Genomic DNA, 25,349 nt, shown 5'->3' on the forward strand with positions numbered 1-25,349 from the left:
GAACCTTCTCTGAAAAAAAGAAGGTAGCGAATGAAACTGTGCTACAATAAAAAGAAAAATGAAGGAGTTTACCTATGAAAATTTTAAAACCAATTGGGTCCTTCCTAATTGCTTTCGTCTTTTTTATGGCAGCCATGCTTTTAGGCGGCTTAGTCACCAATGTTCTAGGAGATATCAATGTATTTATTCGCTTTACCCTGGGGGTGTTAGTGCAAATTGCCGTCTGTACTTACGGGATCTTTTTGGCTGGCAAATTGGAGCGTCTGTCGTTGCAGGATTACGGCATTAAGTGGCAGAAAAAGGATTTTCCTAAGCTGTTGCTAGGCTTAGTAATCGGGATTGCGGTCTTTCTAATCGTCTGTGCACCGCTTTATCTGACGGGTGCATATTCGTTAGATTCGGGTGATTATGCTATTGGGGATGTTGTCTTGGATTTTATTTTGTTTATTGCGGTGGGCTTTACCGAAGAATTTTTGTGCCGCGGCTTTTTACTGCACAGGTTCCTGCGCTTTGGTCCATTCAAAGCTTTAGCATTTGCAGCAGCGATCTTTTCTCTGCTGCATTTAGCCAATCCAGGAGTTACCGTGCTGTCGTTAGTCAATATTTTTCTAGCTGGTATTTTTATCGGATCAACCATGTTTGCTACCAATAGTATTTACACTGCGGTAGGTGTTCATATTACTTGGAATTGGGTGCAAGGTGCAATAATGGGAATACCTGTCAGCGGTTCTAAGGGAAGTGGCTATTTCATTACTAGGATTGTTGGTGACAATGCAGTAATAACCGGCGGGGCATTTGGAGCAGAAGGATCGATTTACTGCACAATTTTTCTAACGATTTTTAGTTTACTACTATTAGGATACGCTAAAAAATCTAATAAGCTGCAACATTTCCAACCCATCATCTAAATGGCAGCAGCTATACTACCCGCCTGTAATTTCAGGCGGGTATTTATTTGGTCCATTTTGTACCAAGAAAAAACGTATTTTACTGCTTGATCCCTTTTACCCAAAGTCTACATCTAAAGTCCTACTTCAATCTTATACTTTTGCATGACGCACAAATACTTGTTTCGCCTTACAATTTTATTAATAGATAATTAAAGGAGGATAAGAATGAAAAAACTATTAATTGGATTAGGTGTTGTATTATTGGCAGGGGGCGGCTTTTTTTGGTATCAAAGTACCCAAGCCACAGCCAATGAAGAAACTGAATACGTAGAATTGTACCAGGTTGAAAAACAGACGCCCTTACATTTAAAGGGACAAGTCCAGCCAGTAAAGAAACAAACAGTATTAATCGCTGAAGACAAAGGAAAAGTTCGGACCATTCACGTAAATGAAGGAGATCATGTATTAGCGGGAACAGTTCTAATTACTTATGACTGGGGTGAACAGGTGAGAGCTGTTTATGATTCAGTTGTAACCTCTATTAACGAAGATGCGAAAAATGATCCTCAACAAACGTTGATGATTCTAAAAAGTGAAGAATCAGCTATTAAAGGTACTGTTACCGAATATGATAAAGAAAAAGTCGCTCTAAATGAACCAATTGAAATTCAATGTACGAATAATGATCGCATTGTTACTGGTCACGTGACAAATATCGCAGAAATGAACAATGAACCTGAAGCAGAAATTACTTCTTCGGTCGTTACCTATAACTTCTCAGCGGTTCCCGATGAAGCGATACCTGTAGGCTACTCTGTGGAACTGCTGATTCCAAGAAACGAGTTACACCTGCCAATCAAAAGTGTCGTAGAAAGAGATGGCAATCATTATGTTTACACTGTGGATGATGATAAAGCTGTTGAAAAGCAAATAGCGGCAGTAAAAGGTAACGGCTACTATATTTTGCAAGATGGATTAGCTGTCGATGAAGAAATTATTAAAGATGCTACGGCTATTAAGAATGGGATGGAAGTGACCGTTCAATGATTGTAATGAAAAACATCAATAAGTTTTACACAGCCGATCAGGAAAAAATCCACGTGTTGAAAAACATCTCTTTGACCATCCAGCAGCATGAGTTTGTGGCTGTTATGGGACCATCTGGTTCTGGCAAGTCTACTCTGATTAATACTATCAGCTTCTTAGACGGGGATTTTGAAGGCAGCTACACTTTTAATGGAGAAAATGCTTATCGCTACAAGGATGAGCGTTTATCAGCTTTGCGTAATCAGTCAGTTGGTTTTGTGTTTCAATCTTTCCAGTTGATTGAAAATAATACAGTCATGGAAAATGTTGCGTTGCCTTTGTTATATGGTGGGATGAAATCTCGTCAAACGAAGCCATTAGTTATGGAAGCTTTGAAGAAAGTCGGCATTGCTGATAAATACAACAAACTGCCGAAACAATTATCTGGTGGTCAGCAACAACGGGTAGCAATCGCTCGAGCAATCGTTGGCAATCCTAAATTCATCGTAGCCGATGAGCCTACTGGTGCGTTAGACAGCCACACTTCGGAAGAAATTATGCACTTATTTAAACGCTTAAACGAAGAAGAAAAAGTAACGATCTTAATGGTGACTCACGACCCAGATGCAGCAGCTTACTGTGAGCGGATCATTATGGTGAAAGATGGCGAGATCTTGGAAGCAGGTGTAGTGCATGCGGTTTAGCGAAGTATGGAAGACCTCTTTTAAAGCGATCGGCAAAAACAAACGTCGCAGCTTTTTAACAATGATCGGTCTGGTCATCGGCGTATCAGCAGTTATTACCGTTTTTTCAATTGGTCGAGCATTTGAAGATTATGCTTCAGAATTTATTGGATTAGATCAATTTGACGGCAGTGTCGGATTAACCTTTAGCCCTAATGATGATTCATTTACCGCCAATCACTTAGACGGCTTTACTGAAGAAGACATTAGTCGGATTGAAAGCTTACCAGGAGTAGAGTCCGCCACTTATTATACTGGTCAACGAAATGGAGTAAAATATGCCGAACAAACGATTGATGATGCTAGTAGCGATACTCGCTGGGGATATTTCAAGCTGTTAGCCGATGCTGGAAGTGAAGTCATTCACGGTCGAGCCATTCAAATGAGTGATAGTGTCAATGAAAACCCTGTGGTAGTGATTGATGAAGTAGCCGCAAAAGCGATCAATGACGATGAGCCAGCTGCCTTGGTTGGTCAAGCCATTCTAATTGGTGGACATCTGTTTGAGGTAGTTGGTGTGATGGCAGAGCGAGAGAGTAACGGCATTATTTCCACTGAAGAAGACAACGTAATAGCAGAAATGCCCGAAAATGTCTTCCAACAATTTTTTGAAACGGAAGAACGTTCAATGGTACAGGTCAAGATGACACCAACAGCCAATGTTGAAACGGTCACTAAAGATACAGAGACGATGTTAAAAAGCTACGGGACACAAAAAGATCTAGGCAGTTATTCCAGCCAAGATTTAGCTGGACAGGTAGACACCTTGCGTACCTTATTGACCAGTATTACATTGTTGATCTCAGTAGTGGGTGGCATCTCGCTGTTTATTTCTGGTATTGGTGTAATGAACATGATTTACATTTCTGTTTCAGAACGAACGAAGGAAATTGGGGTACGTCGCGCTATGGGTGGCACCAAAGGAAATATTATGATGCAGTTTTTATTAGAAGGTATTTCTTTGACTCTGATTGGTGGAACGATCGGCTACTTGTTGGGCATGTTTTTTGCTTTCCTGATTAGTATATTTACTCCGCTAAATGTACAACCAGACTTATTTACAGTGTTGCTGGCTTTTGGATTATCGGTTGTCATTGGGATTATTTTCAGTTGGCTACCAGCTAAAAGTGCCGCCAGCAAGGATATCGTTTCTCTGCTACGATAAACCAAAGATAGCGCTTTTTTATATATGCTATACTAAAATAAAAACGAAAGAAGGGCTTGCTGATGAATTGCCGTTCTCCTAACTAACCAACAGCTCGAAGTCCTCCTCAAAATGTTTAAACTAAGAATTAAAAATTTGGAGGATCAAAAAATGAAAAGAACGATAGAAGAAAAATTAGCTGGTTCGTTAACTGCTGAGACTACCGAGCTTTTGCCCTATTTGCCTTATTTGTTGCAGGACTTATGGGAATTAGGGAGTGTACCAGTTGTGATGCAGGAACTAATTCAAGATAACATCATGACCTCAGCCAAAACTAAGGTTATAGATCTAGGTTGCGGCAAAGGAGCTGTAGCGATTACTTTAGCTAAAAAGCTAGGAGTACAGGTTAAAGGAATTGATTTATTGCCAGATTTCATCAAAGACGCGAAACGAAAAGCTGTCGAAGTTCAGGTGGAGGAATGGTGTGAGTTTGTAGTTGGTGATGTCAATGAAGCAGTGGAGCAAGAACATGAATATGACATTGCGATTTTTGGAGCTGTTGGCGATGTGCTTGGAGAAGTATCAGAGCTGCTTCAAAAATTGAAACAAGTAATTAAAGACCAAGGCTTTTTATTAATTGACGATGCCTATCTAGTTGGTGAGTTAGCAAACATCCGCTACCAAAACTACGACTATTTAACACTTGACCAGTGGAATGAGGCATTTCAGCAAGCTGGTTTTAAAGTAATTGCTACCCAAGTAATTGACACAAGCAACGAAAATGAGCGCAATGAGCATAACAATCAATTGATTCGCCGACGAGCAGAGGAGCTCAGTCAGAAGTGTCCAGAAAAGCGTGAATTGTTTTTGTCTTATGTGCAAAGCCAAGAAAATGAAACAGAAGATATTGCTACTGATATTGTAGGTGCCACTTGGCTACTACAAGCCAAATAGCACCCAGAAACTGATCAAAATAAAAAGAAGCTCATCACTGAGCTTCTTTTTATTTTGAAAAGGACAAGGATCGAGGCAAACGTTGTGAAACCAATTGGCCTAAATAACCAGCTGCTACGGCTTTAATCAAACCAGGAATTAAGAAAGGAATCATTCCTGCTGAAAAGGCCCCGGCCCACGGCATTCCTGCACTAACTTTTAGCCATAGCGAGCCAAATACTAAGGTGACGAAGGCCCCTACGATATTAGCAAAGATTACCCAAAAATAATTAGTCGTCGTTTTCTCAATTAACCAGCCAGTGACTAATCCATTAAAGATAAAGCCAACCAAAAATCCGCCTGTCGGACCGAAAAGAGCGCTGATTCCAGCACTTCCACCAGCAAAAACAGGTAAACCAATGCAACCCATTAATAAATAAATCAAAATAGCTAAGGTCCCAGTCTTTTTACCCAATACCGTTACTACAAAACCAACTGCAAATGTTTGCAGAGTTAAAGGAATTGGTCCCAATGGGATAGTAAATTGCGCTAATACTCCGGTGGCTGCAGCGAACATTCCTGCTAGCACCATTTCACGACTTGATAATTTCATCTAAATACCTACTTTCGTTAACTTGTTATTTTGTTTTGGTTAACGAAAGTATACCGAGGGTTAACCAAAAAGTAAAGCATAAATTTACTATAATTAAAAAAAAGAGCGATAAACGATGGAAATACGACCAATTTACCCAAGTGGTGTGAGCCAGTGTAGTACCGTTGCTGGGTAAGAATTAAAAGAGCTAGGTTATATTCATAGCCAATAAAAAAGCTCAAAATCCACAAAGGATTTTGAGCAAGGGTACGTCAGTGTCTGTTGTTAATAAGTTTCTTGGTGGTATCTCGTTAATTTACTTTCGTTACCTGTAGGAACTGGCGGAGACACTTTCAAATAATAAGTTCCATTTTCTTGTCCTATAGTGAAATGAACACTAGGGTTTTGATAAGGTTCCGCATCGGTAGGCAATAATTCGTTTATTCTATAAGGTACATCAAAACTCCTATCATCAGAATTTAAAGTAAGGGGTTGCTCCAGATCAATAACAACATAGTGATTGTGCAAAGTACCAAATAAGACATCCGTTTCATTGAAAGAGCCAAAAGAAATAATCAAATCGTCATAGCTGTTATCTCGAGTAACCCATTCTGGTGTTTCAGTTAACAGACTTTCCAATTCAATTTGCGATAAATCCACGCGCAACCTCAGAAAGACCTCTAGATTCTGTAGTATTACTTTCCATCAGTGCTAAAAGACTGGCTCGCTGAATCTGTGGATGGGTTGTCTATCTGAATGCAACTAGTCAGTAGGAGCGCTGAAATTTTCCTTGGGTGTTGGGGAGTTTATTTAAGCATGTGCGCTCTCCTATTTATTATGACTGTTTGGTCATTTCTGCATGTATTTCTAAAAGCAGCTCTGAGATCATTGGTACAGCAATTTCTTTCGCCTTCTCATTGCTTAACCCTTCGTGGGCAGTCATGATAGCAATACCATAAGTTGCTTCATCTGATTCGATAATGGCATAGACATTATAGGCTGATCCGATCCCTTGTCCGCGATGGGCGTAAACAGTGGCATTACTAGGTGTACTAATACCATCTTTGCTAAGTTCCCAATTCATCAATTTGTACCCGCCGTTTTGATAAATATCTCTTAGTATTTTCGCAGAGTCCACAGCACTAGTATAATTTTCGTTGCCCCGATCACTAGAAGCCACATCACCAAATTTGCGATTAAATGTTGTTTGTGTGTAACCTTTGTCAGAAAGTGCCCGATTAATGGCGCTTAATCCGCCAAACTCATCAATCAATGCATTGCCAGCACCGTTATCCATTTTGCTCATCATAGCCTCAGCATTTCCCAGATTTTTATCCGAGGCAACAATGTGTATAGGTGCATAAAAACCTGATGCGACATAAGATCTTCGAGCATTTCCCACACGATATTCCAAGTCTGTATTCAAATCGACAATAGCCACAGCGACATCATCAGTGGAAGACTTATTTTCTATTAGAGAAATAATTTTTGCGTGATCGATATTGGCTATATTGTCTTTTGGCATGTAGTCAAGTTTCGTTTCACCTGGAACACTGTTCTTCTTACTAGTACATAAAGTAACGGTTCGGTAATCATTTAAATCATCTTGCAAAGGTGACGTATAGGAAATTTTATACTGGTTCTTTTGATCTTGATAAATTTCATCGTATATATCTAACAGCAACGTAGATAAGTTCGTTGTTTCCGCATTATAAAAAAGTCCGTTACAATTTACAGCTAGGCTGCTGATCCCCGAATAATTGACGGAAGAACCAATACCAATAATATAAACGGGAATTCCGGTTAAGCGAGACAATTCAATCACTTCATTTTCAGAGTGAAGACTAGCATTCTCTTCCCCATCGGTAAATGCAATGATGAAACGTGACCCTTTTTTTCGGTTCGTTTGGATCAATGCATCATAAATCGCATCGTAAAGAGCGGTTTGTCCTTCTGTTTCAATGGAATCAATCGCATTGACTAAATCTGATTTGTTAGTAGTAAAAGGCTGTGTGTTGTATACATAATCATCAAATGAAGTGATCTCTATTTGATTGTTCCCAGAGGTCATTAATTCATCTAAAAATTTGGTTGCAGCTAATTTTGCATTATCCATCTTACCATTTTCATCCATGCTTCCCGAGCGATCAATGACTAAATTGATATTCATACTATTTTCCTTTTCTAGAGGAATAATCTCGGAAATTTCAGTCTCATAAGTTTTTCCATCAGTACCTAATTCACTAATTGTAAAGTAGTCTTTTTTTATGTCTTCAAAGTCACTACCATCCTCATTTTGAATCCGGGTGTAGAGGGTCATATTTGGAAAATCGGAGTTATCAATTTGAGAAATTTTCATATCCAAAGAGTTCCTATTCTTTTCCGAACTCGAATTTTGTGTAGGTGCTGAATGGAGCGACGAATCATCTTTGTTACCCAAATAATTGATTCCTAAGAAGATAACTACTCCTAAAATGAGAGCAATTAAAACGAATCCTATTGCTTTATTGGCGTTTGCTTTGTTTGCTGCAGGATTTTTTAACGGTGGTTCAGGGACACTCTCTTCTTGGTAACCTGTCCCTACATCCAATAATTTGGTTCCGCAGGATTCACAAAATTTTGCGTCCTCTTGATTTTTCTTTCCACAATTATGGCAAAACATATTCTCCCTCCATTTCTTTTTAAGCAGGTGAGACAAAGAACTTTAAGATTAGAATGTGGTTATAAAATAATTTGTATATAACAAGTATTATTGATATAATCTCATTAGTCAACACCTTTTAAAAGTAAATTTTCCAAGTGAAAAAACAGAGAATAAATCGGAGAAATGGGTTCTTCTTTTATGCTCTTTTTTTGTTAAGAAATACGAGCGAAAAAGTAAAGCGTCGTGGTAATTCGATTATCCAAGAAGATTATCGATAGAACGAATTATCAATTAAACTAAAACAATCATCAATACTGTTCAAATTAATTTGGGTAATTACAATTTCGATGCTAGTAGGTAAGGGTATCTATAAAGGTTATAATTAGTGAGTAGTAAAACATGACAAGCTTTCTTAACTTAGAAACTTGTCATTTTTTTATAAGGAGTATATTAAAAGTTAGGAGTTGTTTATATGGCAGATCAAGCGATTAGCACAGCAAATTTGAGCTACATTGAAGGAAGCTTACAAGCGATCAACCAACGGATGGAATTAGTTGATGATCGGATAGGAACTGTTGACAATAATTTGAGAACAGTCTATCAAGAACTCGCAGATTTAGCTAAGGAATTCCATAATTATGTAGACCAAGCAAACCGACAACATAACTTGTCTGTTGCTGAAACCAGATTGGTGAAAATTCGTCAGGAGTTGGAGTCTACTTACGGTCATTACGAAGAAGTTCGTAGGACAACTTTAGGCATTCTTCAAGCAGATGATCTCGAAGTCATTCGCAAAGAAACAATCACTTCTATCAGTGAAGAAATGATGCTAAATGCACCTAATTATTGGTTGGCTTCTTGCACAGTAGCTGTTTCCGCTTGGATTAATGATGATCAAAAATTAGCAGAGCGGGCAGTCAAGGAAGCAATCCATCGAGATGATGAGAAGACTTCTTTGCTTTTTGCACTAATTTGTCGCCGAGCTGGCAGAAAACAAGCTAGTCTAAAGTGGGTATCTCGTTATTTAGCGACTCAAGAAGAAGAGAGTCTTGATAGACAGACGATTATTATCATTGATGCATTCGCTAGTGGTTTGTTAGGAGTGGACTCAGAAGGACTAGTTTCTAGACAACTGGAAAATTGGTTAGAAAAAATAACTGAAAAACCTGGATTTACAGAACAGCAAATCGATCAATGGTCTCAAGCTATCAATTTATATCGACCACACAATCCACAATTAAATTATCCTTACTTGGAAAAGTACAGTCCAACGTATCCTAGGATTCTAGATGTATATAAAGGGGCTTTGCTACACGAACGTTTACTTAATTATTTTGTGAATATATTCCAGCAACCTAATTCGACTCGTTCATTAAAAGAACAACTAGACGATATTTTGTTCACTTTAGTCTCTAGCTTCGATGACGAAGAAACACCCCTTCGCCGTGAGGAACTACTAAATCATTTAGTGGTACAAAATGGTGGAAATATGCAACTAGCCAATCAAGAGATGAAAGTTGAAGAGACAGCGCTAGATCAAAAGAAAGATTATTCTCAATTATTGACTGATGCCGCTTTAAAACCGGAAAGTTCAAATGCTAGCTACTCGACACAAAAATATGCGATCTCTGTTTCTAAAAATTGGATCACTGACGCATACAATGATGTTGTAGCTACCAATCGTTCACGAGTGCCGCATCAAATTGAACTATCCATAGACGGATTTTCGGCAGTCACGGTAGATGGATCGAATGAGACTGAACTGGTGTCGCAATATGCTCGACATATGGATATATTGAAAGAGCAACGCTTAAAAGAATTAGTGACTTCGAATCTAGGGATTTACGCAGGAATAGCGATCGGTGTTATAGGAATTATCTTCCTAGGTGCATTAGGTTGGATAGCAGCAATTGCAGGAGCTTATTTTGCGTGGACTACTTATAGCAAAAACAAGCAAGTCGTTCAACAAAGAGAACAGGTTACCCAAGAAATGGAAGAAAGAAAAATAGCTGGACAACAGATCGTACGGGCGATGATAGCTGAAATTGTTGATTTTAGAAAGGATTTCGAAAAAGAAGATAAAAATAGTAAAAAAGTTCTTGCATTTCTGAACCAACTTTCTCCAGAACACTATATTCAATCACTATCAGGTGAAAAAAGAAAAGTGAATGTAGGAGGGAAAAAATAATGAAGTGTCAGAGTTGCGGATATGATATTCAGAGTGAAACAGCGAATTTTTGTTTCAAATGTGGGACAAAATTAAGTAAAACTGAATCTGTAGTTGAGGAAGCCCCTAGTAAAAAAGGAGAAGGCGAAAAGCAAACTGAAGAACAAGTTTCTTTAGAAACGGTAGAAAGCTTAAATGTTGAAGAAACGGTTCTAACAACAATAGGAAAACTGCCATTTACTGATGAAAAATACACAGGTGCTGATAAGGAAGAAGAAAAACTTAAAGTAGAACACTTAGAAGTAATTCAAGAAATAGAAGAGGAAGAACCCTTAGTTTTTGAATTTAATACAATGGTTGAGGAAGAGGAAGAAGTAGAAGAAAATCCGCTTGCCCTGGGCCTTCCTAAATGGGATATCGTGCCCCCAAATACGGTAGTAAGGAGAAAACGGAGCATATGAAAACACCTAGAACATATAGTGAATGGATCGATATAATTGAGTGTTTTCAATCTGGTAAAAATGATTCAGAAACGCTTGAGTTAATGAAAAACGGAAGTCTGCAGTGGCAAGCAGGGGTAGCAGACCGATTTATCAAACGGTTGACCGATGCTGCTTCAGAAAGAATTCAAAAGGCAACAGATCAGTTTCAATTGAACTTTTCACGCGCCCGAGGAACAGAAGGTTCTATCGTACAATCGATCCTAACATTGCGAAAAGAATTGGTGATGATTCAATCTTTTATGGATCTTTCTGCAATCCCTGATGACGTTCGGAAAGATTTAGTCAAATTAGTGAATGACCAAAGAGATCAAATTCAAAAATCTTTAGAAGAGAGTGCTAAATCAGACAGGACTGGAAAACTGATGAGTTTGGTACGCAATAATCGAGTAAATAGTTAAGCAAGGGGGAAAAAGAATGGCTGCGGTAAATGAAGTAAAAGATCTGATGAGAAGATATTCCATTGCAAGAATTCCTTTTATCACAATAAATACAGTGGAACGTTCTAGAACTCTTGAAATGTTGAATGAAGTTGCGCAGGACTTAACATTGAGTTTTTATGTCCATACTCTTTCAAAAGGTGTCTATGATTTAACGACAGGTCAGTCAATGAGTGAAGACAAATCATTTTATAGTGCAATTGATTTTATGAGTGATCAAATGAAACGTAAAGAGAATGTGACGATGATATTGACAGAAGTACCAGACCTATCTTCTGACAATAGTGAATCGAAACAAATTCTAGATCTGGTAACTTTAGCAAACGAGACAGGTGGCTCAATTATCGTCTTTACGAATCATACTGTTTGGAGTCAATTACAGCGATTAGGAATGCTAATCAAGGTTGATTCACCTGACGAAAATGAAATGTATGAGATTGTTAAAGACTATATTGACGATTATCGAAATGAAATCCCAATCGAATGGGAAGATTCTGATATTCGTGAAGTAGCTTCACTGTTGGCAGGAGTAACTCGGATAGAAACGGAAAATATTATTGCCTCTTTGATTGCAAATAAGGAGATAAAGAAACAAGATATTGACGAAGTTCGATCCTCAAAAGATCGCTTATTTTCTGATATTTCTGGATTAGAAAAAATTGATGTTGATGAAAATGTAAAAAATGTTGGGGGATTATCCGGACTAAGAAAATGGTTGAACGTAAAAAAAGAATTATTAACACCGGAAAAACGGAATGAAATGAAAAAAAGAGGGCTTCAATCACCGAGAGGCATTTTGTTGGTAGGCGTGCCCGGTTGTGGTAAATCTTTGTCGGCAAAATCAATCGCAGCAAATTGGAAGCTTCCATTGTATCGTTTGGATTTTGCTACTGTTCAAGGAAGTTATGTAGGTCAATCTGAACAACAACTAAAAGATGCCTTAACAACAGCAGAGCATGTGTCTCCTTGTGTATTGTGGATTGATGAAATTGAAAAAGGGTTAGCTGGGGCAGCTGGAGCAAATGATGGGGGTGTTTCGACACGAATGGTTGGACAATTCCTCTTTTGGCTGCAAGAAAGTAAGAAGCAGGTATTTGTCGTAGCAACTGCAAATGATGTCAGCAAGCTTCCATCTGAATTGCTTCGAAGAGGAAGATTTGATGAGCTTTTCTTTGTCGATTTGCCAACAAGTGATGAGCGTGCGGAAATCTTGAGCATTTACATGGCTAAGTATCTGAAACTTAAGTTTGAAGGAGAATTTGCTAAGCGAATCGTCGAAATTACTGATGGATTTACTGGAGCTGATTTAGAATCCGCAGTCAGGGAAATTGCCTACAATTCAATCGCTTCAGACGAATTTAAGGTCACCCAAGGGACAATTATTGAAACTTTTCAAAACGTTGTACCATTGTCTCAGACTTCTCCTGAAAAGATCGAGTCTATCCGTGAGTGGGGAAAAACCAGAGCTGTTCCAGCATCTGGACATCCAATTGGATCAGAATCTCTAGAAATAGAGAAAAAGAACTTCAAAACTAGAAAAGTATTAGTTTAAGGAGGAGAAAATGAATGCCTAGAGTATTTTTAAATCATTCTGAACAGAAGAAAAATCAAAATCATTTGTCAGCATCTGTTAATAAACCAAGGCATAAAACACAAGACCCCTTAGTAGTTGATCGATTGCTGAGAAAAAGACGGTCAACTGAATATCTTGCAGCTTTAGGTCAGTTAGACGCTTCAGGTGCAACTATGAGTAAGCCGCAGTTTGAAAGAATAGTTGAGGTCATCAAAAAGGAGTTTCCAGAGATTGAATTAGGTGGTTTGTTAATCGGATATGTTTCTAAATGCTATTTAGGAACGCCTTATGAAGTTCACACCTTGTCTTACAATTTACAAATTATCGAGCATTATAAAAGCGGCAATATCCTTCCCGATGGAATGGAAAAAGCTCGTTCACTTGCTTACCATGGCGGTTACCAATTTATCGAAGTTTACACGGATTGTTGTCGAGCTATTTCGGAAGATGGTTCGGTAGCGGTCATCAGATAATATATTGTGTTATAAGACAATGTATTAAAAAAGCCCTGTTCAGTTTTAGTTCAGCGTATCCTATACCAGCATTTTTGGTTGGGAATAGAGAAAAGGGGAATAGAATTGAAGAAAAAATATTTGTTTGTGTTAGTTGCCGCTGTTTGTGTTGGCTTGTCAGCATGTACAAAAGAAAATACTAGTAATGAGTCTAGTGGGAATTCAACGTACTCCAGTAAAAGTGAAATAGTCACTGAAGAATCTGCCAGTGTTACTTCAACCTCAACTGTTTCGTCAAGTTCAAGTAAGGAAGAAGAAAACTTGACAGTGCCTGAGAGCACTGCATCACTAGAAGAGATACCTGTAGAGCAGCAACTAGAACCAGTTCAGCCAAAAACCGAAGAAGAAATCAAGGCGGAGATTATAAGTCGGTATGCCGCTCGTTCAGGGATGCCAGCTGAAAAACTTTTTGTCGTGGTGATTAGTTCGGATGACAACGGGTATGATTTGCAACTAAGAGAATCTGGAACAACTGCACCAAGCGGGTCTGCAGCACTCGCTCTTCTTTATTACGACAAACACACTTCAATCTTGTATGAGGATGTTGTTGGAAAAATGGAAGTAGCAAGCTTTTAACAACTGCAAATAAAATTCTTTTGAAAAAGTGATCTAAGGGTGATAAAAATGGATAAAAAGATGAATAGACTTATTTTGGCATTAGCTATTTTAGTTTTGTCGGGGTGTGCAACTGAATCGAGGGAGACACAAGATACTACAAAAGAGACTGCTACCGTTTCTATGGGATCGACTAAAAAAAGCTCATCACAGCTAGAAAAAGAAAATCTGACCACTTCGAGTGTCTCTCAAGTAGGTCAATCAGATGAAGGGTTGTCTGAGGAGTATATAGATAGAATCGTGCAAGTAATGAATAGTGGTCTGAGCGATATCGAAAATTATAGTCCAGCTGTCTTAGTGAAAAAAGTAGAGGGTCGTTACGAACACAGCGCAGGAGCCTTTTGGGGGCTAATGCCACTTATATTTGATACAACTGATAATAGTGTACGATATGACACAGAAGAAATATTGAACCAAGGAGAAACAGAAAATGCACCACTAGGATACTGGCGAGAGAATTCTGAAGGACTAATTGAGTTTTCGAAGGATTCAAGCTGGTCAAAGGTCTACACTGAAACAGCTTCGGGGTCAACCAGTTCGATTGCGACCGATTGGAAAAATTTTGTTGGAACGGATAAGTATTACGAAGAACTAGGTGAGCCTAATCCCGCTGCCGAATTGCAATGGAGTCCAGCATTTGTTCAAGCAGTTTCTGATGAACAGATTATAGAATCCGCAAAAGACTTAGGCATCAATCAGACGCCAACACATGAGCAGATGATCCAGCTTGCTAAGGTGGTTGCTCTTTCAGCTGCACCAGCTTCTAATTATGAAGCGTTGATTAAGCAGCAAAATCCTGATGTGCAAATTAGTAGAATTGAAAATACTGGATCGACTACCATTGATGGCATGCCAACTTATCAACTATATATCACTCTGGATGGGAAAGAATATTTGCATGTTAATTTCAGCCCAGTGAATGGGTGGCAGCATGCTTAAATCGCTTTAAAATTGAATAAATAAGAAAAGCGCAGTGAAAGGGGATAATAATGATTTCCCGCTTCACTGCGCTTTTTCCAATAAAAAAACCAAAACCCTAAATATAAGGATTTTGGTTTTTTGTAAATAATCTTAAAGTAATTTGTTGTAGTATTCAACGACTAGCGCTTCGTCGATATCTGGGTTCAATTCGTCACGTTCTGGTAAACGAGTTAATGAACCTTCTAATTTTTCATCATCAAAGCTTACGAAAGCTGGACGACCTAATGCAGATTCAACAGCTGCTTTAACAGTAACCATGTTGCGAGATTTTTCGCGGATAGAGATTACTTGGCCAACTTCTACTTCGTATGAAGGGATGTCAACGCGTTTGCCATCAACCATAACATGGCCGTGGTTAACTAATTGACGAGCTTGGCGACGAGTTGAAGCCAAACCTAAGCGATAAACAACATTGTCCAAACGACGTTCTAGTAAGATCATGAAGTTAACACCGTGTTTACCTTCTTTGATTTTGCTAGCGCGTACGAACATGTTACGGAATTGACGTTCATTTAAGCCGTAAGTGAAACGTAGTTTTTGTTTTTCAGCCATTTGCAAGCCGTATTCTGATTTTTTGCCACGGCTGTTTGGTCCATGTTGACCTGGTGCATAAGGGCGACGTGCTAATTCTTTGCCTGTTCCTGATAAAGAAATACCAAGACGACGAGACTGTTTCCATGATGGTCCTGTATAACGAGACATTTAAAAATTCCTCCAATAAATTGTATTTGGAGTAAAATAATCCGTTGAAAAATTCACATCCGTGTAGTTCGTTCTTCAATCTTCACCTTTGCAGCCGCGGTTACACAATTGAACCTGAAATTCTCAAGGCAACGAACTGGTGACGGGCTATTATTTTTCTGCTGCATTATTTTACACAAAGTTCAGTATAACCGATATTGATAAGGTTCGTCAAGCTTGAATTAATCCCTTATTCTTAAGAATCTCTTTAGGAATTCGTAACAATTGTGGATTTTCGGTGTGTTTCCATTAAATTGTTTTGCATATTTCACAAACTTTCACTAAAATAGCACTACATGCACAGTTATTTATAGAAGGCAAATACATAATATGGAGAAGTGGAATGGAAAGAAAACTAATTGCACTAGACATTGATGGTACGTTGTTAAACAGTCAAAGAAAACCGTTGGAAAGCACAATGAAAGCATTGCAGGCACTTCGTCAAGCGGGTCACTTAGTCATTATTGCGACTGGACGCTCACGTTTACTAGCGGGTGAAGTGATTCATAAGTTAGGATGCAGCAATTATATCGTGTGCAATGGCTCCGCAGCATTTTTAGATCACGAACAAATTTATAAACATCTCTTGGATCGTGAAGCGCTGGTTCGTTTAATTGATTTTGCTAAAGAACGCCAAAAAGACGTATCCTTATTTGGTTTAGATTCCATTGGTCGCGTTACGGATTTTGATGTTCCATTAGTTGCCAACGCGATGGATTCATTTGGCGGTGTAATGCCCCAATATGAACCAGAATTCTTGAGTCGTCACGAAGTTTATCAAGGCTGTGTCTTTTTTGATTCCTCAATGGATGAAGAATTTTCCAACGCCTTTCCAGAGTTCCGCTTTGTCCGTTGGCATAAAAACAGCGTGGACATTATCCCACGTCACGGTTCCAAGGCTGAAACAATTTTAGCCCTAGCTCAAAAAGTAGGAATTGCCCCAGAACATGTAATCACATTTGGGGATGGCAACAACGATGTAGAAATGCTACGTTTAGCTGGTACAGGAATTGCGATGGGCAACGCCGCTTCTCATGTGCAAGAAGCAGCAAATATCGTTACTGATAGTAATGATCAAGATGGTATCTATAAAGCCCTGCGAAAATTAGAGTTGGTCCACTAATAAGAGAACACTTGAGGTCGGCGAAAGCCGATCTTTTTTTAGGTCTAAAAAGTTAGCACAAATGATGCAAATTAAACCTCTAAGAAAAGCTTGGACAAAAACGAATAATCAGTTATTTGTGTCAAGATAGATTCGCAATTCTGTGAGAAAACTACTATAATAGTACAAGATGTTAACTAGAGAAGGGGAAAAAATGTGCGGTTATTATTTGTAGGGGATGTTGTTGGTACGTTGGGGAGAAAGATGATCAGTGATTATTTGCCGCGTTTGAAGAAGAAATATCATCCGCAGTTGACGATTGTCAATGGTGAAAACGCAGCAGCTGGTCGAGGAATTACGGAGAAAATTTATAAGGGTTTTTTACAAGATGGAGTAGATATTGTTACAATGGGAAATCACACATGGGACAATAAGGCGATTTTTGAGTTTATTCATGATGCGAAAACATTGGTCCGTCCTGCGAATTTTCCTGAAGGCACCGCAGGTCAGGGGATGGCATTTGTAAAGATAAACACTGAAGAAATTGCGATTATCAATTTGCAAGCTCGATCATTTATGGTAGATTTGGATGATCCATTTCGCAAGGCTGATCAGCTGCTTGAAGAGGCTCGTGCGCGAACACCGTTTATTTTTGTTGATTTTCATGGGGAAACAACTAGTGAAAAGCAAGCGATGGGTTGGTATTTGGATGGTCGTGTGTCTGCGGTAGTCGGCACTCATACTCATGTGCAAACCAATGATTCTCGCATTTTACCTAAAGGGACGGCATATATGACTGATGTAGGCATGACAGGACCGTATGATGGTATTTTGGGGATGAAAAAAGAACCAATAATAGAAAAATTTTTAACAGCAATGCCGCAACGTTTTGAGGTAATTGAAAACGGCCGATCGGTTCTATCTGCTTGTGTGATCGATCTGGATAAAAATGGGATGGCACAAAAAATTGAAGCTGTTCAAATCAGTGACGATCGTCCGTTTCGTGAATAGGAGTGAACAACAATTTTAACAAATGAAACTGAGGTTCAAGTTGCTTTAGATAAGTTAACTAGCCTTTTGGCTGAAAATGACGTGATTCGCAGCTACCAGACTATCAAAAGTCGAGTAGACGCGAACACGTCTTTACATACGCTGCAAGAAGAAATTAAGCAAGCGCAAAAAGATGCGGTACACTTTGCTCATTATGATAAGCCGATTGCCGAGAAAGAGGCTGTGAAAAAAGCGGATGCGTTAACTAAACAAATGGAACAACATCCACTGGTGACATCCTATCGAGAGCAATTAGCTGAAGCGAACGATTTACTGCATCATTTGACCTCGATGATCCAAACTGAAATTAATCAAGCACTAGAGGAGGAGCAATAATGCCTCAGAAAACGAAAAACACCCCAATGATGGAACAATATTTAAAGATCAAAAATCAATACAAGGACGCTTTTCTATTTTATCGTCTCGGTGACTTCTATGAATTATTTTACGAAGATGCTATTCAAGTGGCTCAGCTGTTGGAACTAACTTTAACTAGTCGAAATCGCAATGCTGATGAGCCCATCCCTATGTGCGGCGTCCCTCATCACTCTGCACAAGGCTACATTGATACCTTAGTAGAACAAGGCTATAAAGTTGCGATTTGTGAGCAAATGGAAGATCCTAAAGAAGCAAAAGGGATGGTGAAACGCGAAGTAGTTCAGCTAATTACACCTGGAACATTGATGGAAGGCAAAGGTATTGATGCCAAGGCTAACAATTTTTTAACAGCAGTTGTCCAGTCAGGTCAGCAATTTGGATTTGCTTATGCTGATCTTTCAACTGGGGAATTGAAGACTGCCTTATTGCAAGATGAAGAAGCAGTTATGAACGAAGCTACTGCTCTACAGACAAAAGAATTGATTCTAGGCAGTGAAATCCCCGCTGAATTGCACAAAAATCTAGAAGAACGTTTAGGCTTGGTTTTTTCAAGTCAGGAAACGATTGAAGACAATGCTGAATTTAGTTTTTTAACTGCAGATATCGAGCATCCTTTAGAAAAAGAAGCCACTGGCAAGCTGTTAACTTATTTAGCGGTTACTCAAAAACGTAGCTTAGGACACATCCAAAAAGCTGAAGAATATCAACCAGAGCATTTCTTGAAATTGGATTATTTTTCTAAGACAAACTTAGAATTAACTCGGTCAATTCGAACTGGTAAAAAACAAGGGACTTTACTCTGGTTGCTGGATGAAACTAAAACAGCGATGGGGGGACGATTGTTGAAACAGTGGATTGATCGTCCATTGATTCAAAAACGTCAAATCCAAGCTCGTCAAGCAATGGCAGCCTCTTTGTTGAATGCTTATTTTGAGCGAATGGATTTAAATGAAACATTGACTAGAGTTTATGATTTAGAACGTTTAGCTGGTCGCGTAGCTTTCGGAAATGTAAATGGACGCGACTTGATCCAATTGAAGACGTCATTGATACAAGTTCCGCGAATCCGTGAACTTTTACAGGGAGTCAATCAAGGAGAATGGAACGATTTATTGATAGATATGGAGCCAATGGATGATTTAGTTGAACTAATTGACCAGTCCATTAATGAAGACGCTCCTTTACAAATTACAGAAGGCAATGTAATCAAAGACGGTTATAACGAACAATTAGATGAATACCGAGCAGCTATGAAGAACGGTAAAACTTGGCTGGCGGAGTTGGAGTCTCGTGAGCGCCAAGCAACAGGGATCAAGACGTTAAAAGTGGGCTATAATCGTGTTTTTGGTTATTATATAGAAATTACTAAAGCCAATTTACCTAATTTAGAAGAAGGCAAGTACGAACGTAAACAAACCTTAACTAACGCAGAACGTTTTATTACGCCAGAATTGAAAAAATTAGAAACACTTATTTTGGAAGCAGAGGAAAAATCCGTTGCTTTAGAATATAATCTGTTTTTAACTGTTCGAGACGAAGTAAAAAAGGCAATTACTCGCTTGCAAAAATTAGCTAAAAGCCTCAGTGCTACAGATGTGTTACAGAGCTTTGCCACAGTTAGCGAACGTTATCAATATATTCAACCGGAGATCAAAGCCAACAGTCATGACTTACAAATTAAAGAGGGGCGTCATCCGGTAGTTGAAAAAGTGCTAGGACATCAGGAATATATTCCTAATAGCGTACACATGAATCCTGATGAAATGATTCTGTTAATTACGGGTCCGAATATGTCTGGGAAAAGTACTTATATGCGTCAATTAGCATTGACAGTGATTATGACCCAAATGGGGTGTTTTGTACCAGCAGAAAGCGCAGAAATGCCGATTTTTGATCAAATCTTTACTCGAATAGGCGCTAGTGATGATTTGATTGCTGGCCAGTCAACCTTCATGGTAGAAATGATGGAAGCTAATCAGGCTCTTCGTCATGCCACACCGAACAGCTTGATTCTTTTTGACGAGCTAGGGCGTGGAACCGCTACTTATGACGGGATGGCCTTGGCACAAGCAATCATTGAATACATTCACAAAAATGTAAAAGCTAAAACACTATTTTCTACTCATTACCATGAATTAACCGTGCTGGAGGAACAACTACCTGAATTGAAAAATGTTCACGTGGGCGCAGTTGAGCAAAATGGCGAAGTCGTCTTTTTACACAAATTAATGGATGGTCCAGCAGATAAAAGTTATGGGATTCATGTCGCAAAGATTGCTGGAATGCCAACGGACTTACTTTCGCGAGCGGCAACTATCCTAGCAGCGCTGGAGGCTGATAGCCCTACAACTCAGACTCAAATTGTGGAAGAGGAAAATGAACAGCTTTCTTTATTTACGGAAGTCTCTACCGCTGAGTTGGGTGTTATTGACCGTTTGAAGAAAGCCAACTTACTGGAAATGACTCCAATGGATGCACTAAACTTACTGTACGAATTGCAGAAACATATTTAACCATTAAGGAGGGATACGATGGGGAAAATCCAAGAATTATCCGAACGTCTGGCCAATCAAATCGCTGCTGGTGAAGTGGTGGAACGACCAGCGTCAGTGGTAAAAGAGCTAGTGGAAAATGCCATCGATGCCCATGCTACGCAAATAGATATTTTAATTGAAGAAGCAGGTTTGAAAAAAATTCAAGTTATAGATAATGGGGAAGGGATCAGTCAAGATGACGTGAAAAATGCCTTTAAGCGTCACGCTACCAGTAAGATTCATAACCGAGATGATTTGTTCCGTATTCGTACACTTGGGTTTCGGGGAGAGGCATTGCCCTCAATCGCTTCAGTTTCAGAATTAACACTGGAAACAGCAACTGCTGAAGAGAGTCAAGGTTCATATTTATATTTAAAGGGCGGAAAAATTGAAGAGCATCGTCCGACAGCTTTGCGGACTGGTACAAAGATTACTGTAGAGAATTTATTTTTCAACACTCCTGCTCGTTTGAAATATGTGAAAAGCTTACAGACAGAATTAGCTAATGTAGGTGATATTGTCAACCGTATGGCATTAAGTCATCCCAATATTGCTTTTCGCTTAGTTCATGATGGGCACAAGATGCTGTCAACTAGTGGTAATGGTGATTTGAAACAAGCACTTGCTGGGATATACGGTATCAGTATTGCCAAAAAAATGTTAGAAATCACGGCGCAGGATTTGGACTTTTCTTTGAAGGGCTATATTTCATTACCAGAAGTGACCAGAGCAAGTCGAAATTACTTGTCTATTATCATCAATGGTCGGTACATTAAAAATTATGCCCTAAACAAGGCTATTGTGAATGGCTATCAGTCAAAGCTGATGGTAGGCCGCTTTCCAATAGCGGTTATTGAGATCGAGATGGATCCACTACTAGTAGATGTGAATGTGCATCCTACGAAGCAAGAGGTACGTCTATCAAAAGAAAAAGAATTAATGACATTAATCAGTCAAACTATTTCAGAGGGCCTACGACAAGTGAATCTGATTCCAGATGCAAGTGAATCACCTAGTTTTAAGCGTAAAGTAGACTCGCCGAAAACGGAACAATTGGACCTAGCTTTGGAACAACCAATTGGCAAAAAAAGTGGATTAAGCTTTAACCCTGAGACAGGCCGTTTTTATATGGATCAAAAAGTGGAAGATTCTTCAAAACCAAAGTGTGAAACGGACTTCCAAACTTCAACACTATCTACTTCGATTATTGAGGAAACCAGGGCTGTATTTCAACAGTCATCTGCTGAGATAGATGAAAATAAAGAAACGTCAGAAGGGGCTGGACAAACCTTAAAAGACGAGGCAGAAGAATTACAGGAAGCAGCTGAACATCCTGAATTTGATTTAAGCACCCTATCAGGAGAGCGAGAAGTCGAAAAGGCCATCAACAAATTAACCAATGAGCAGCCCCAAGAACGTTTCCCGATGCTGGAATACTTCGGTCAAATGCACGGCACCTATTTGTTTGCTCAAAGCAAAGAAGGGCTATACATCATCGATCAACATGCTGCACAAGAGCGGATTAAATATGAGTATTTTCGGGAAAAAATCGGAGATGTTACTGATGATCTGCAGGAGCTGCTAGTTCCGTTTGTCCTAGATTATCCTAACAACGATGCAATCAAGCTAAAAGAACAAAAAGAATTGTTAGAAAAAGTGGGTATTTATTTAGAAGAATTTGGTCCTAATAGCTTTGTTGTACGAGCTCATCCGACGTGGTATCCAGCCGGGCAAGAGGAAAGCATTGTTCGGGAAATGATTGATATGTTGCTAGTTACCGGATCAGTCAGCGTGAAGAAATTCCGCGAGGCTACGGCCATTATGATGAGCTGCAAGCGATCCATCAAAGCGAACCATCATTTGAACGAGGCGCAAGCTCGTGTTTTATTAACTGATTTAGCAAAATGCGAAAATCCGTTTAATTGTCCTCATGGCCGACCAGTATTGATTCATTTCAGTAACAGCGACATGGAACACTTGTTCAAACGGATTCAAGATCCACATTAAAGGAGCGAAAAAAATGTCTGTTATCTTAGCCTCACAATCTCCAAGACGTAAAGAATTGCTGACTTGGTTGATTCCAGAATTCGAGGTTCAGCCTGCTGATGTAGATGAAGAAATCAAGCCTGAGCATACACCAAAAGGCTATGTTCAAGAAATGGCTCGCCAAAAAGCTGCTGTGATTGCTGAGAAACACCCGCAGGATTTGGTTATTGCTTCTGATACAGTTGTTGTGATGGAGAATAAAATCTTGGGCAAGCCGAAAGACCGCCAAGATGCTTACGATATGCTAGCTGACATGAGTGGCGGCAGTCATGTAGTCTATACAGCTGTTGTTATACGTCAAGGTGGTCAGGTGAAAGAAGCCTTAACCTCGGCAACAGTCACGTTCTATACTCTCTCCAAAGAAGAAATTGAAGGTTATCTGGATACTGGTGATTATAAAGATAAAGCAGGTGCTTACGGTATTCAGCACCAAGCGGGTGTTTTTGTAAAAAAAATCGAAGGGGACTACTACAGCATTGTAGGTTTTCCGGTTGGAAAAGTAAATCAAATGTTAAAAAGCTTCACTTTTTAGGCAAAGAATTCGTGTTTTTTGACACTGGCTCTTACTATGAATGTAAAGGAGCGTGATGAAAGATGGAACAAGCAGATTTGAAAAAGAAGCTTTCACCAGTAGAGTATGCTGTTACTCAAGAAAATGCGACAGAACGACCTTTCACAGGCAAATACGACAACTTCTACAAAAAAGGAATTTATGTCGATATCGTAAGCGGTGAACCGCTTTTTTCCTCCAGTGATAAATATGATGCTGGATGCGGTTGGCCCGCTTTTTCTAAACCTTTGGAAAAACGTGGTGTAAAGGAGAAAGCTGATTTTTCTCATGGCATGCATCGTGTCGAAGTTCGTAGCAAAGAAGCTGACTCCCATTTAGGCCATGTTTTCACCGACGGTCCAGCAGATAAGGGCGGTTTACGTTATTGTATCAATTCCGCAGCTTTGCGCTTCATCCCTTACGATGAAATGGATGATCAAGGGTATAGCGAATATAAAAATGACGTAGAATAACACTCAATGATCGGGACAAATTGCCCCGGTCTTTTTTGTCTCGCTCATTTGTGCTAAAATGATGAGAACATATGTACAGAAAGGAAAAGACATGTACGAATATATTACAGGAAAACTTACATACATTAGTCCAGCTTATGTGGTCTTAGATGTGCAGGGGGTGGGCTATCAGATCGCATTAGGCAACCCATATCGCTATAGCAGCAAATTAGAACAGACAATCACTATTTATGTTCAGCAGATAATACGGGAAGATGCCCATTCGTTGTTTGGATTTGAGACATTAGCTGAAAAACAACTATTTTTGCGGTTATTGTCAGTATCTGGTATTGGTCCTAAAAGTGGTTTAGCAATTATGGCTAATGAAGATCATCAAGGTTTGATCCAAGCAATTGAAGCGGGTGATGTAAACTACTTGATTAAATTCCCAGGAGTCGGTAAAAAAACGGCACAACAAATGGTCCTAGATCTAAAAGGGAAATTGACCGAATTGGTTGAAAATCCGATGTCCCTGTTCTATCAAGGTACTGACGACAATGCTTTGGCAGAAGCTATCGAAGCGTTGCAAGCACTCGGATACAGTCCAAAAGAAACCAAACGAGCAGAAAAAGTTCTAGAAAAAGAAAGTTATCAAAGCACTGACGAGTATCTGCGAGCAGCATTGAAACTTATGATGAAAAAATAGTTTATTAAATGATACAAGGAGGCCAGCAAGTTGGAAGATGAACGTCTTTTATCGCCTGAGGTAGATGAAATCGAAGTAAGTTTAGAGAAATCCCTGCGTCCTCAGTTTCTTTCTCAATACATTGGTCAAGACAAAGTGAAATTGGAACTGCAAATTTATATTGAGGCAGCAAAAAATCGTGAAGAAGCCTTAGATCATGTACTACTCTACGGTCCTCCCGGTTTAGGTAAGACAACGATGGCCATGGTGATTGCTAATGAAATGGGTGTTAAGATTCGCACAACTAGTGGTCCGGCTATCGAACGTCCTGGGGACTTAGTTGCGATTCTTAATGAATTAGAACCAGGAGATATTTTATTTATCGATGAAATTCATCGGCTACCCAGAGTAGCAGAAGAAACGTTGTATTCTGCGATGGAAGACTACTATGTGGATATCATGGTGGGACAAGGAGCAACTGCTCATCCTGTTCATTTCCCGTTGCCGCCATTTACTTTAGTTGGAGCAACTACTCGTGCAGGGATGCTCTCAGCACCTTTGCGGGATCGATTCGGCATTATTTCTCACATGGAATATTATGAGGAAGATGATTTGCGAGAAATCGTTTTACGCTCAGCGGATATTTTTAATACGGAAATTGTAGAAGAAGGAGCGATTGAGATTGCTCGCCGTTCTCGTGGAACTCCTCGGATTGCGAACCGACTATTGAAGCGTATCCGTGATTTTGCTCAAGTTCAATCCAATGGAGTAATTGACCGTTCGGTTGCCGACCAAGCATTACGCTTGCTGCAAGTTGATCAAGCTGGTTTGGATCACGTAGACCAGAAATTATTAAAGACGATGATTGAGCTATATAACGGCGGACCAGTTGGCCTTAGCACATTAGCTGTAAATATCGGTGAAGAGCGTGAGACGGTTGAAGACATGTATGAACCTTATCTTATTCAAAAGGGTTTCATGAAGCGAACTCCTCGTGGACGTATGGTAACACCAATGGCGTATGAACACTTTAATTATCCAATAGAGTAGA

The 25,349-nt window shown here is 39.4% G+C and carries 25 protein-coding genes; 21 read left to right on the plus strand and 4 right to left on the minus strand.

Annotation, left to right across the window (positions count from 1 at the left end; all coding sequences use genetic code 11):
- Positions 1 to 74 precede the first annotated feature (74 nt).
- From IGI42_RS10790 to IGI42_RS10810, 5 genes are all read left to right on the plus strand, one after another.
- Positions 75 to 908 carry a lysostaphin resistance A-like protein gene (locus tag IGI42_RS10790; RefSeq protein ID WP_438715859.1) on the plus strand — a complete coding sequence of 278 codons (834 nt, stop codon included), beginning with the start codon at positions 75 to 77 and terminating at the stop codon, positions 906 to 908.
- Between the two features lie 207 nt (positions 909 to 1,115).
- Positions 1,116 to 1,937, plus strand: a complete 822-nt coding sequence (locus tag IGI42_RS10795; RefSeq protein ID WP_438715860.1) for an efflux RND transporter periplasmic adaptor subunit — start codon at positions 1,116 to 1,118, stop codon at positions 1,935 to 1,937.
- A complete protein-coding gene (locus IGI42_RS10800) occupies positions 1,934 to 2,620 on the plus strand; it encodes an ABC transporter ATP-binding protein (RefSeq protein ID WP_438715862.1) in 687 nt (228 codons plus the stop codon). Before IGI42_RS10795 ends, IGI42_RS10800 begins: the two co-directional genes overlap by 4 nt.
- A complete protein-coding gene (locus IGI42_RS10805; RefSeq protein WP_438715863.1) occupies positions 2,610 to 3,824 on the plus strand; it encodes an ABC transporter permease in 1,215 nt (404 codons plus the stop codon). Before IGI42_RS10800 ends, IGI42_RS10805 begins: the two co-directional genes overlap by 11 nt.
- 150 nt (positions 3,825 to 3,974) lie before the next feature.
- Positions 3,975 to 4,757, plus strand: coding sequence for a class I SAM-dependent methyltransferase (locus tag IGI42_RS10810; RefSeq protein ID WP_438715864.1), 783 nt, complete (start codon positions 3,975 to 3,977; stop codon positions 4,755 to 4,757).
- A gap of 49 nt (positions 4,758 to 4,806) precedes the next feature.
- Here the strand turns inward: IGI42_RS10810 and IGI42_RS10815 are convergent, their stop codons facing one another.
- The 3 genes from IGI42_RS10815 to IGI42_RS10825 form a co-directional block, all read right to left on the minus strand.
- Positions 4,807 to 5,349: a biotin transporter BioY gene (locus IGI42_RS10815; protein ID WP_438715865.1), complete on the minus strand. Its 543-nt coding sequence runs from the start codon at positions 5,347 to 5,349 to the stop codon at positions 4,807 to 4,809.
- 264 nt (positions 5,350 to 5,613) lie between these two features.
- On the minus strand, positions 5,614 to 5,988 hold the full coding sequence (locus IGI42_RS10820) for a hypothetical protein (protein ID WP_438715866.1): 375 nt from the start codon (positions 5,986 to 5,988) through the stop codon (positions 5,614 to 5,616).
- Between the two features lie 175 nt (positions 5,989 to 6,163).
- On the minus strand, positions 6,164 to 7,990 hold the full coding sequence (locus tag IGI42_RS10825; protein ID WP_438715867.1) for a VWA domain-containing protein: 1,827 nt from the start codon (positions 7,988 to 7,990) through the stop codon (positions 6,164 to 6,166).
- Between the two features lie 454 nt (positions 7,991 to 8,444).
- Here IGI42_RS10825 and IGI42_RS10830 point away from each other — a divergent pair, with 454 nt between their 5' ends.
- The 7 genes from IGI42_RS10830 to IGI42_RS10860 all read left to right on the plus strand — a co-directional run bounded on the left by IGI42_RS10830 (position 8,445) and on the right by IGI42_RS10860 (position 14,718).
- A complete protein-coding gene (locus IGI42_RS10830) occupies positions 8,445 to 10,160 on the plus strand; it encodes a hypothetical protein (protein WP_438715868.1) in 1,716 nt (571 codons plus the stop codon).
- Positions 10,160 to 10,600, plus strand: a complete 441-nt coding sequence (locus IGI42_RS10835) for a hypothetical protein (RefSeq protein ID WP_438715869.1) — start codon at positions 10,160 to 10,162, stop codon at positions 10,598 to 10,600. Before IGI42_RS10830 ends, IGI42_RS10835 begins: the two co-directional genes overlap by 1 nt.
- Positions 10,597 to 11,040: a hypothetical protein gene (locus IGI42_RS10840; RefSeq protein WP_438715870.1), complete on the plus strand. Its 444-nt coding sequence runs from the start codon at positions 10,597 to 10,599 to the stop codon at positions 11,038 to 11,040. Before IGI42_RS10835 ends, IGI42_RS10840 begins: the two co-directional genes overlap by 4 nt.
- A 16-nt stretch (positions 11,041 to 11,056) precedes the next feature.
- Positions 11,057 to 12,631 (plus strand): AAA family ATPase, encoded by a 1,575-nt coding sequence (locus tag IGI42_RS10845; protein WP_438715871.1) that lies wholly within the window; start codon positions 11,057 to 11,059, stop codon positions 12,629 to 12,631.
- Between the two features lie 14 nt (positions 12,632 to 12,645).
- Positions 12,646 to 13,125, plus strand: coding sequence for a hypothetical protein (locus IGI42_RS10850; protein WP_438715872.1), 480 nt, complete (start codon positions 12,646 to 12,648; stop codon positions 13,123 to 13,125).
- A gap of 105 nt (positions 13,126 to 13,230) precedes the next feature.
- The gene (locus tag IGI42_RS10855) at positions 13,231 to 13,740 is read left to right on the plus strand and encodes a hypothetical protein (protein WP_438715873.1); all 510 of its coding nucleotides are present in this window, start codon (positions 13,231 to 13,233) and stop codon (positions 13,738 to 13,740) included.
- 48 nt (positions 13,741 to 13,788) lie between these two features.
- A complete protein-coding gene (locus tag IGI42_RS10860; protein WP_438715874.1) occupies positions 13,789 to 14,718 on the plus strand; it encodes a hypothetical protein in 930 nt (309 codons plus the stop codon).
- A gap of 132 nt (positions 14,719 to 14,850) precedes the next feature.
- Here IGI42_RS10860 and rpsD read toward each other — a convergent pair whose 3' ends face one another.
- Positions 14,851 to 15,462, minus strand: a complete 612-nt coding sequence (gene rpsD / locus IGI42_RS10865; RefSeq protein WP_207671779.1) for a 30S ribosomal protein S4 — start codon at positions 15,460 to 15,462, stop codon at positions 14,851 to 14,853.
- A gap of 382 nt (positions 15,463 to 15,844) precedes the next feature.
- On the opposite strand from rpsD, the gene IGI42_RS10870 reads away from it, so the two are divergent.
- From IGI42_RS10870 to ruvB, 9 genes are all read left to right on the plus strand, one after another.
- A complete protein-coding gene (locus tag IGI42_RS10870) occupies positions 15,845 to 16,624 on the plus strand; it encodes a Cof-type HAD-IIB family hydrolase (RefSeq protein WP_438715875.1) in 780 nt (259 codons plus the stop codon).
- Between the two features lie 195 nt (positions 16,625 to 16,819).
- Positions 16,820 to 17,614, plus strand: a complete 795-nt coding sequence (locus IGI42_RS10875; RefSeq protein WP_438715876.1) for a TIGR00282 family metallophosphoesterase — start codon at positions 16,820 to 16,822, stop codon at positions 17,612 to 17,614.
- A gap of 12 nt (positions 17,615 to 17,626) precedes the next feature.
- Complete coding sequence (locus tag IGI42_RS10880) at positions 17,627 to 17,989, plus strand: YlbF family regulator (protein WP_438717039.1); 363 nt, start codon at positions 17,627 to 17,629, stop codon at positions 17,987 to 17,989.
- Positions 17,989 to 20,544 (plus strand): DNA mismatch repair protein MutS, encoded by a 2,556-nt coding sequence (gene mutS, locus IGI42_RS10885; RefSeq protein ID WP_438715877.1) that lies wholly within the window; start codon positions 17,989 to 17,991, stop codon positions 20,542 to 20,544. The genes IGI42_RS10880 and mutS overlap by 1 nt, the downstream gene beginning before the upstream one ends.
- Positions 20,545 to 20,562: 18 nt before the next feature.
- The gene (mutL, locus tag IGI42_RS10890) at positions 20,563 to 22,572 is read left to right on the plus strand and encodes a DNA mismatch repair endonuclease MutL (protein WP_438715878.1); all 2,010 of its coding nucleotides are present in this window, start codon (positions 20,563 to 20,565) and stop codon (positions 22,570 to 22,572) included.
- Positions 22,573 to 22,585: 13 nt separating this feature from the next.
- Positions 22,586 to 23,143, plus strand: coding sequence for a Maf family protein (locus tag IGI42_RS10895; RefSeq protein WP_438715879.1), 558 nt, complete (start codon positions 22,586 to 22,588; stop codon positions 23,141 to 23,143).
- A gap of 62 nt (positions 23,144 to 23,205) precedes the next feature.
- Positions 23,206 to 23,634 (plus strand): peptide-methionine (R)-S-oxide reductase MsrB, encoded by a 429-nt coding sequence (gene msrB / locus IGI42_RS10900; protein WP_438715880.1) that lies wholly within the window; start codon positions 23,206 to 23,208, stop codon positions 23,632 to 23,634.
- 91 nt (positions 23,635 to 23,725) lie between these two features.
- Positions 23,726 to 24,319, plus strand: coding sequence for a Holliday junction branch migration protein RuvA (ruvA, locus tag IGI42_RS10905; RefSeq protein ID WP_438715881.1), 594 nt, complete (start codon positions 23,726 to 23,728; stop codon positions 24,317 to 24,319).
- 30 nt (positions 24,320 to 24,349) lie between these two features.
- Positions 24,350 to 25,348, plus strand: a complete 999-nt coding sequence (ruvB, locus tag IGI42_RS10910; RefSeq protein WP_438715882.1) for a Holliday junction branch migration DNA helicase RuvB — start codon at positions 24,350 to 24,352, stop codon at positions 25,346 to 25,348.
- Position 25,349 lies beyond the last annotated feature (1 nt).

The organism is Enterococcus sp. AZ109 (genome assembly GCF_051714625.1).
Lineage (GTDB): Bacteria > Bacillota > Bacilli > Lactobacillales > Enterococcaceae > Enterococcus_A.

Excerpts from the sequence above, each read along its gene's own strand:
- IGI42_RS10800 (WP_438715862.1), top strand. The coding sequence starts at position 1,934 with ATGATTGTAATGAAAAACATCAATAAGTTTTACACAGCCGATCAGGAA.
- rpsD (WP_207671779.1), bottom strand. The coding sequence starts at position 15,462 with ATGTCTCGTTATACAGGACCATCATGGAAACAGTCTCGTCGTCTTGGT.
- mutL (WP_438715878.1), top strand. The coding sequence starts at position 20,563 with ATGGGGAAAATCCAAGAATTATCCGAACGTCTGGCCAATCAAATCGCT.
- IGI42_RS10845 (WP_438715871.1), top strand. The coding sequence starts at position 11,057 with ATGGCTGCGGTAAATGAAGTAAAAGATCTGATGAGAAGATATTCCATT.
- IGI42_RS10870 (WP_438715875.1), top strand. The coding sequence starts at position 15,845 with ATGGAAAGAAAACTAATTGCACTAGACATTGATGGTACGTTGTTAAAC.
- IGI42_RS10895 (WP_438715879.1), top strand. The coding sequence starts at position 22,586 with ATGTCTGTTATCTTAGCCTCACAATCTCCAAGACGTAAAGAATTGCTG.
- msrB (WP_438715880.1), top strand. The coding sequence starts at position 23,206 with ATGGAACAAGCAGATTTGAAAAAGAAGCTTTCACCAGTAGAGTATGCT.
- IGI42_RS10790 (WP_438715859.1), top strand. The coding sequence starts at position 75 with ATGAAAATTTTAAAACCAATTGGGTCCTTCCTAATTGCTTTCGTCTTT.
- IGI42_RS10825 (WP_438715867.1), bottom strand. The coding sequence starts at position 7,990 with ATGTTTTGCCATAATTGTGGAAAGAAAAATCAAGAGGACGCAAAATTT.
- IGI42_RS10795 (WP_438715860.1), top strand. The coding sequence starts at position 1,116 with ATGAAAAAACTATTAATTGGATTAGGTGTTGTATTATTGGCAGGGGGC.
- IGI42_RS10810 (WP_438715864.1), top strand. The coding sequence starts at position 3,975 with ATGAAAAGAACGATAGAAGAAAAATTAGCTGGTTCGTTAACTGCTGAG.
- ruvA (WP_438715881.1), top strand. The coding sequence starts at position 23,726 with ATGTACGAATATATTACAGGAAAACTTACATACATTAGTCCAGCTTAT.
- IGI42_RS10860 (WP_438715874.1), top strand. The coding sequence starts at position 13,789 with ATGGATAAAAAGATGAATAGACTTATTTTGGCATTAGCTATTTTAGTT.
- IGI42_RS10805 (WP_438715863.1), top strand. The coding sequence starts at position 2,610 with ATGCGGTTTAGCGAAGTATGGAAGACCTCTTTTAAAGCGATCGGCAAA.
- IGI42_RS10835 (WP_438715869.1), top strand. The coding sequence starts at position 10,160 with ATGAAGTGTCAGAGTTGCGGATATGATATTCAGAGTGAAACAGCGAAT.
- IGI42_RS10840 (WP_438715870.1), top strand. The coding sequence starts at position 10,597 with ATGAAAACACCTAGAACATATAGTGAATGGATCGATATAATTGAGTGT.
- IGI42_RS10830 (WP_438715868.1), top strand. The coding sequence starts at position 8,445 with ATGGCAGATCAAGCGATTAGCACAGCAAATTTGAGCTACATTGAAGGA.
- IGI42_RS10850 (WP_438715872.1), top strand. The coding sequence starts at position 12,646 with ATGCCTAGAGTATTTTTAAATCATTCTGAACAGAAGAAAAATCAAAAT.
- IGI42_RS10815 (WP_438715865.1), bottom strand. The coding sequence starts at position 5,349 with ATGAAATTATCAAGTCGTGAAATGGTGCTAGCAGGAATGTTCGCTGCA.
- mutS (WP_438715877.1), top strand. The coding sequence starts at position 17,989 with ATGCCTCAGAAAACGAAAAACACCCCAATGATGGAACAATATTTAAAG.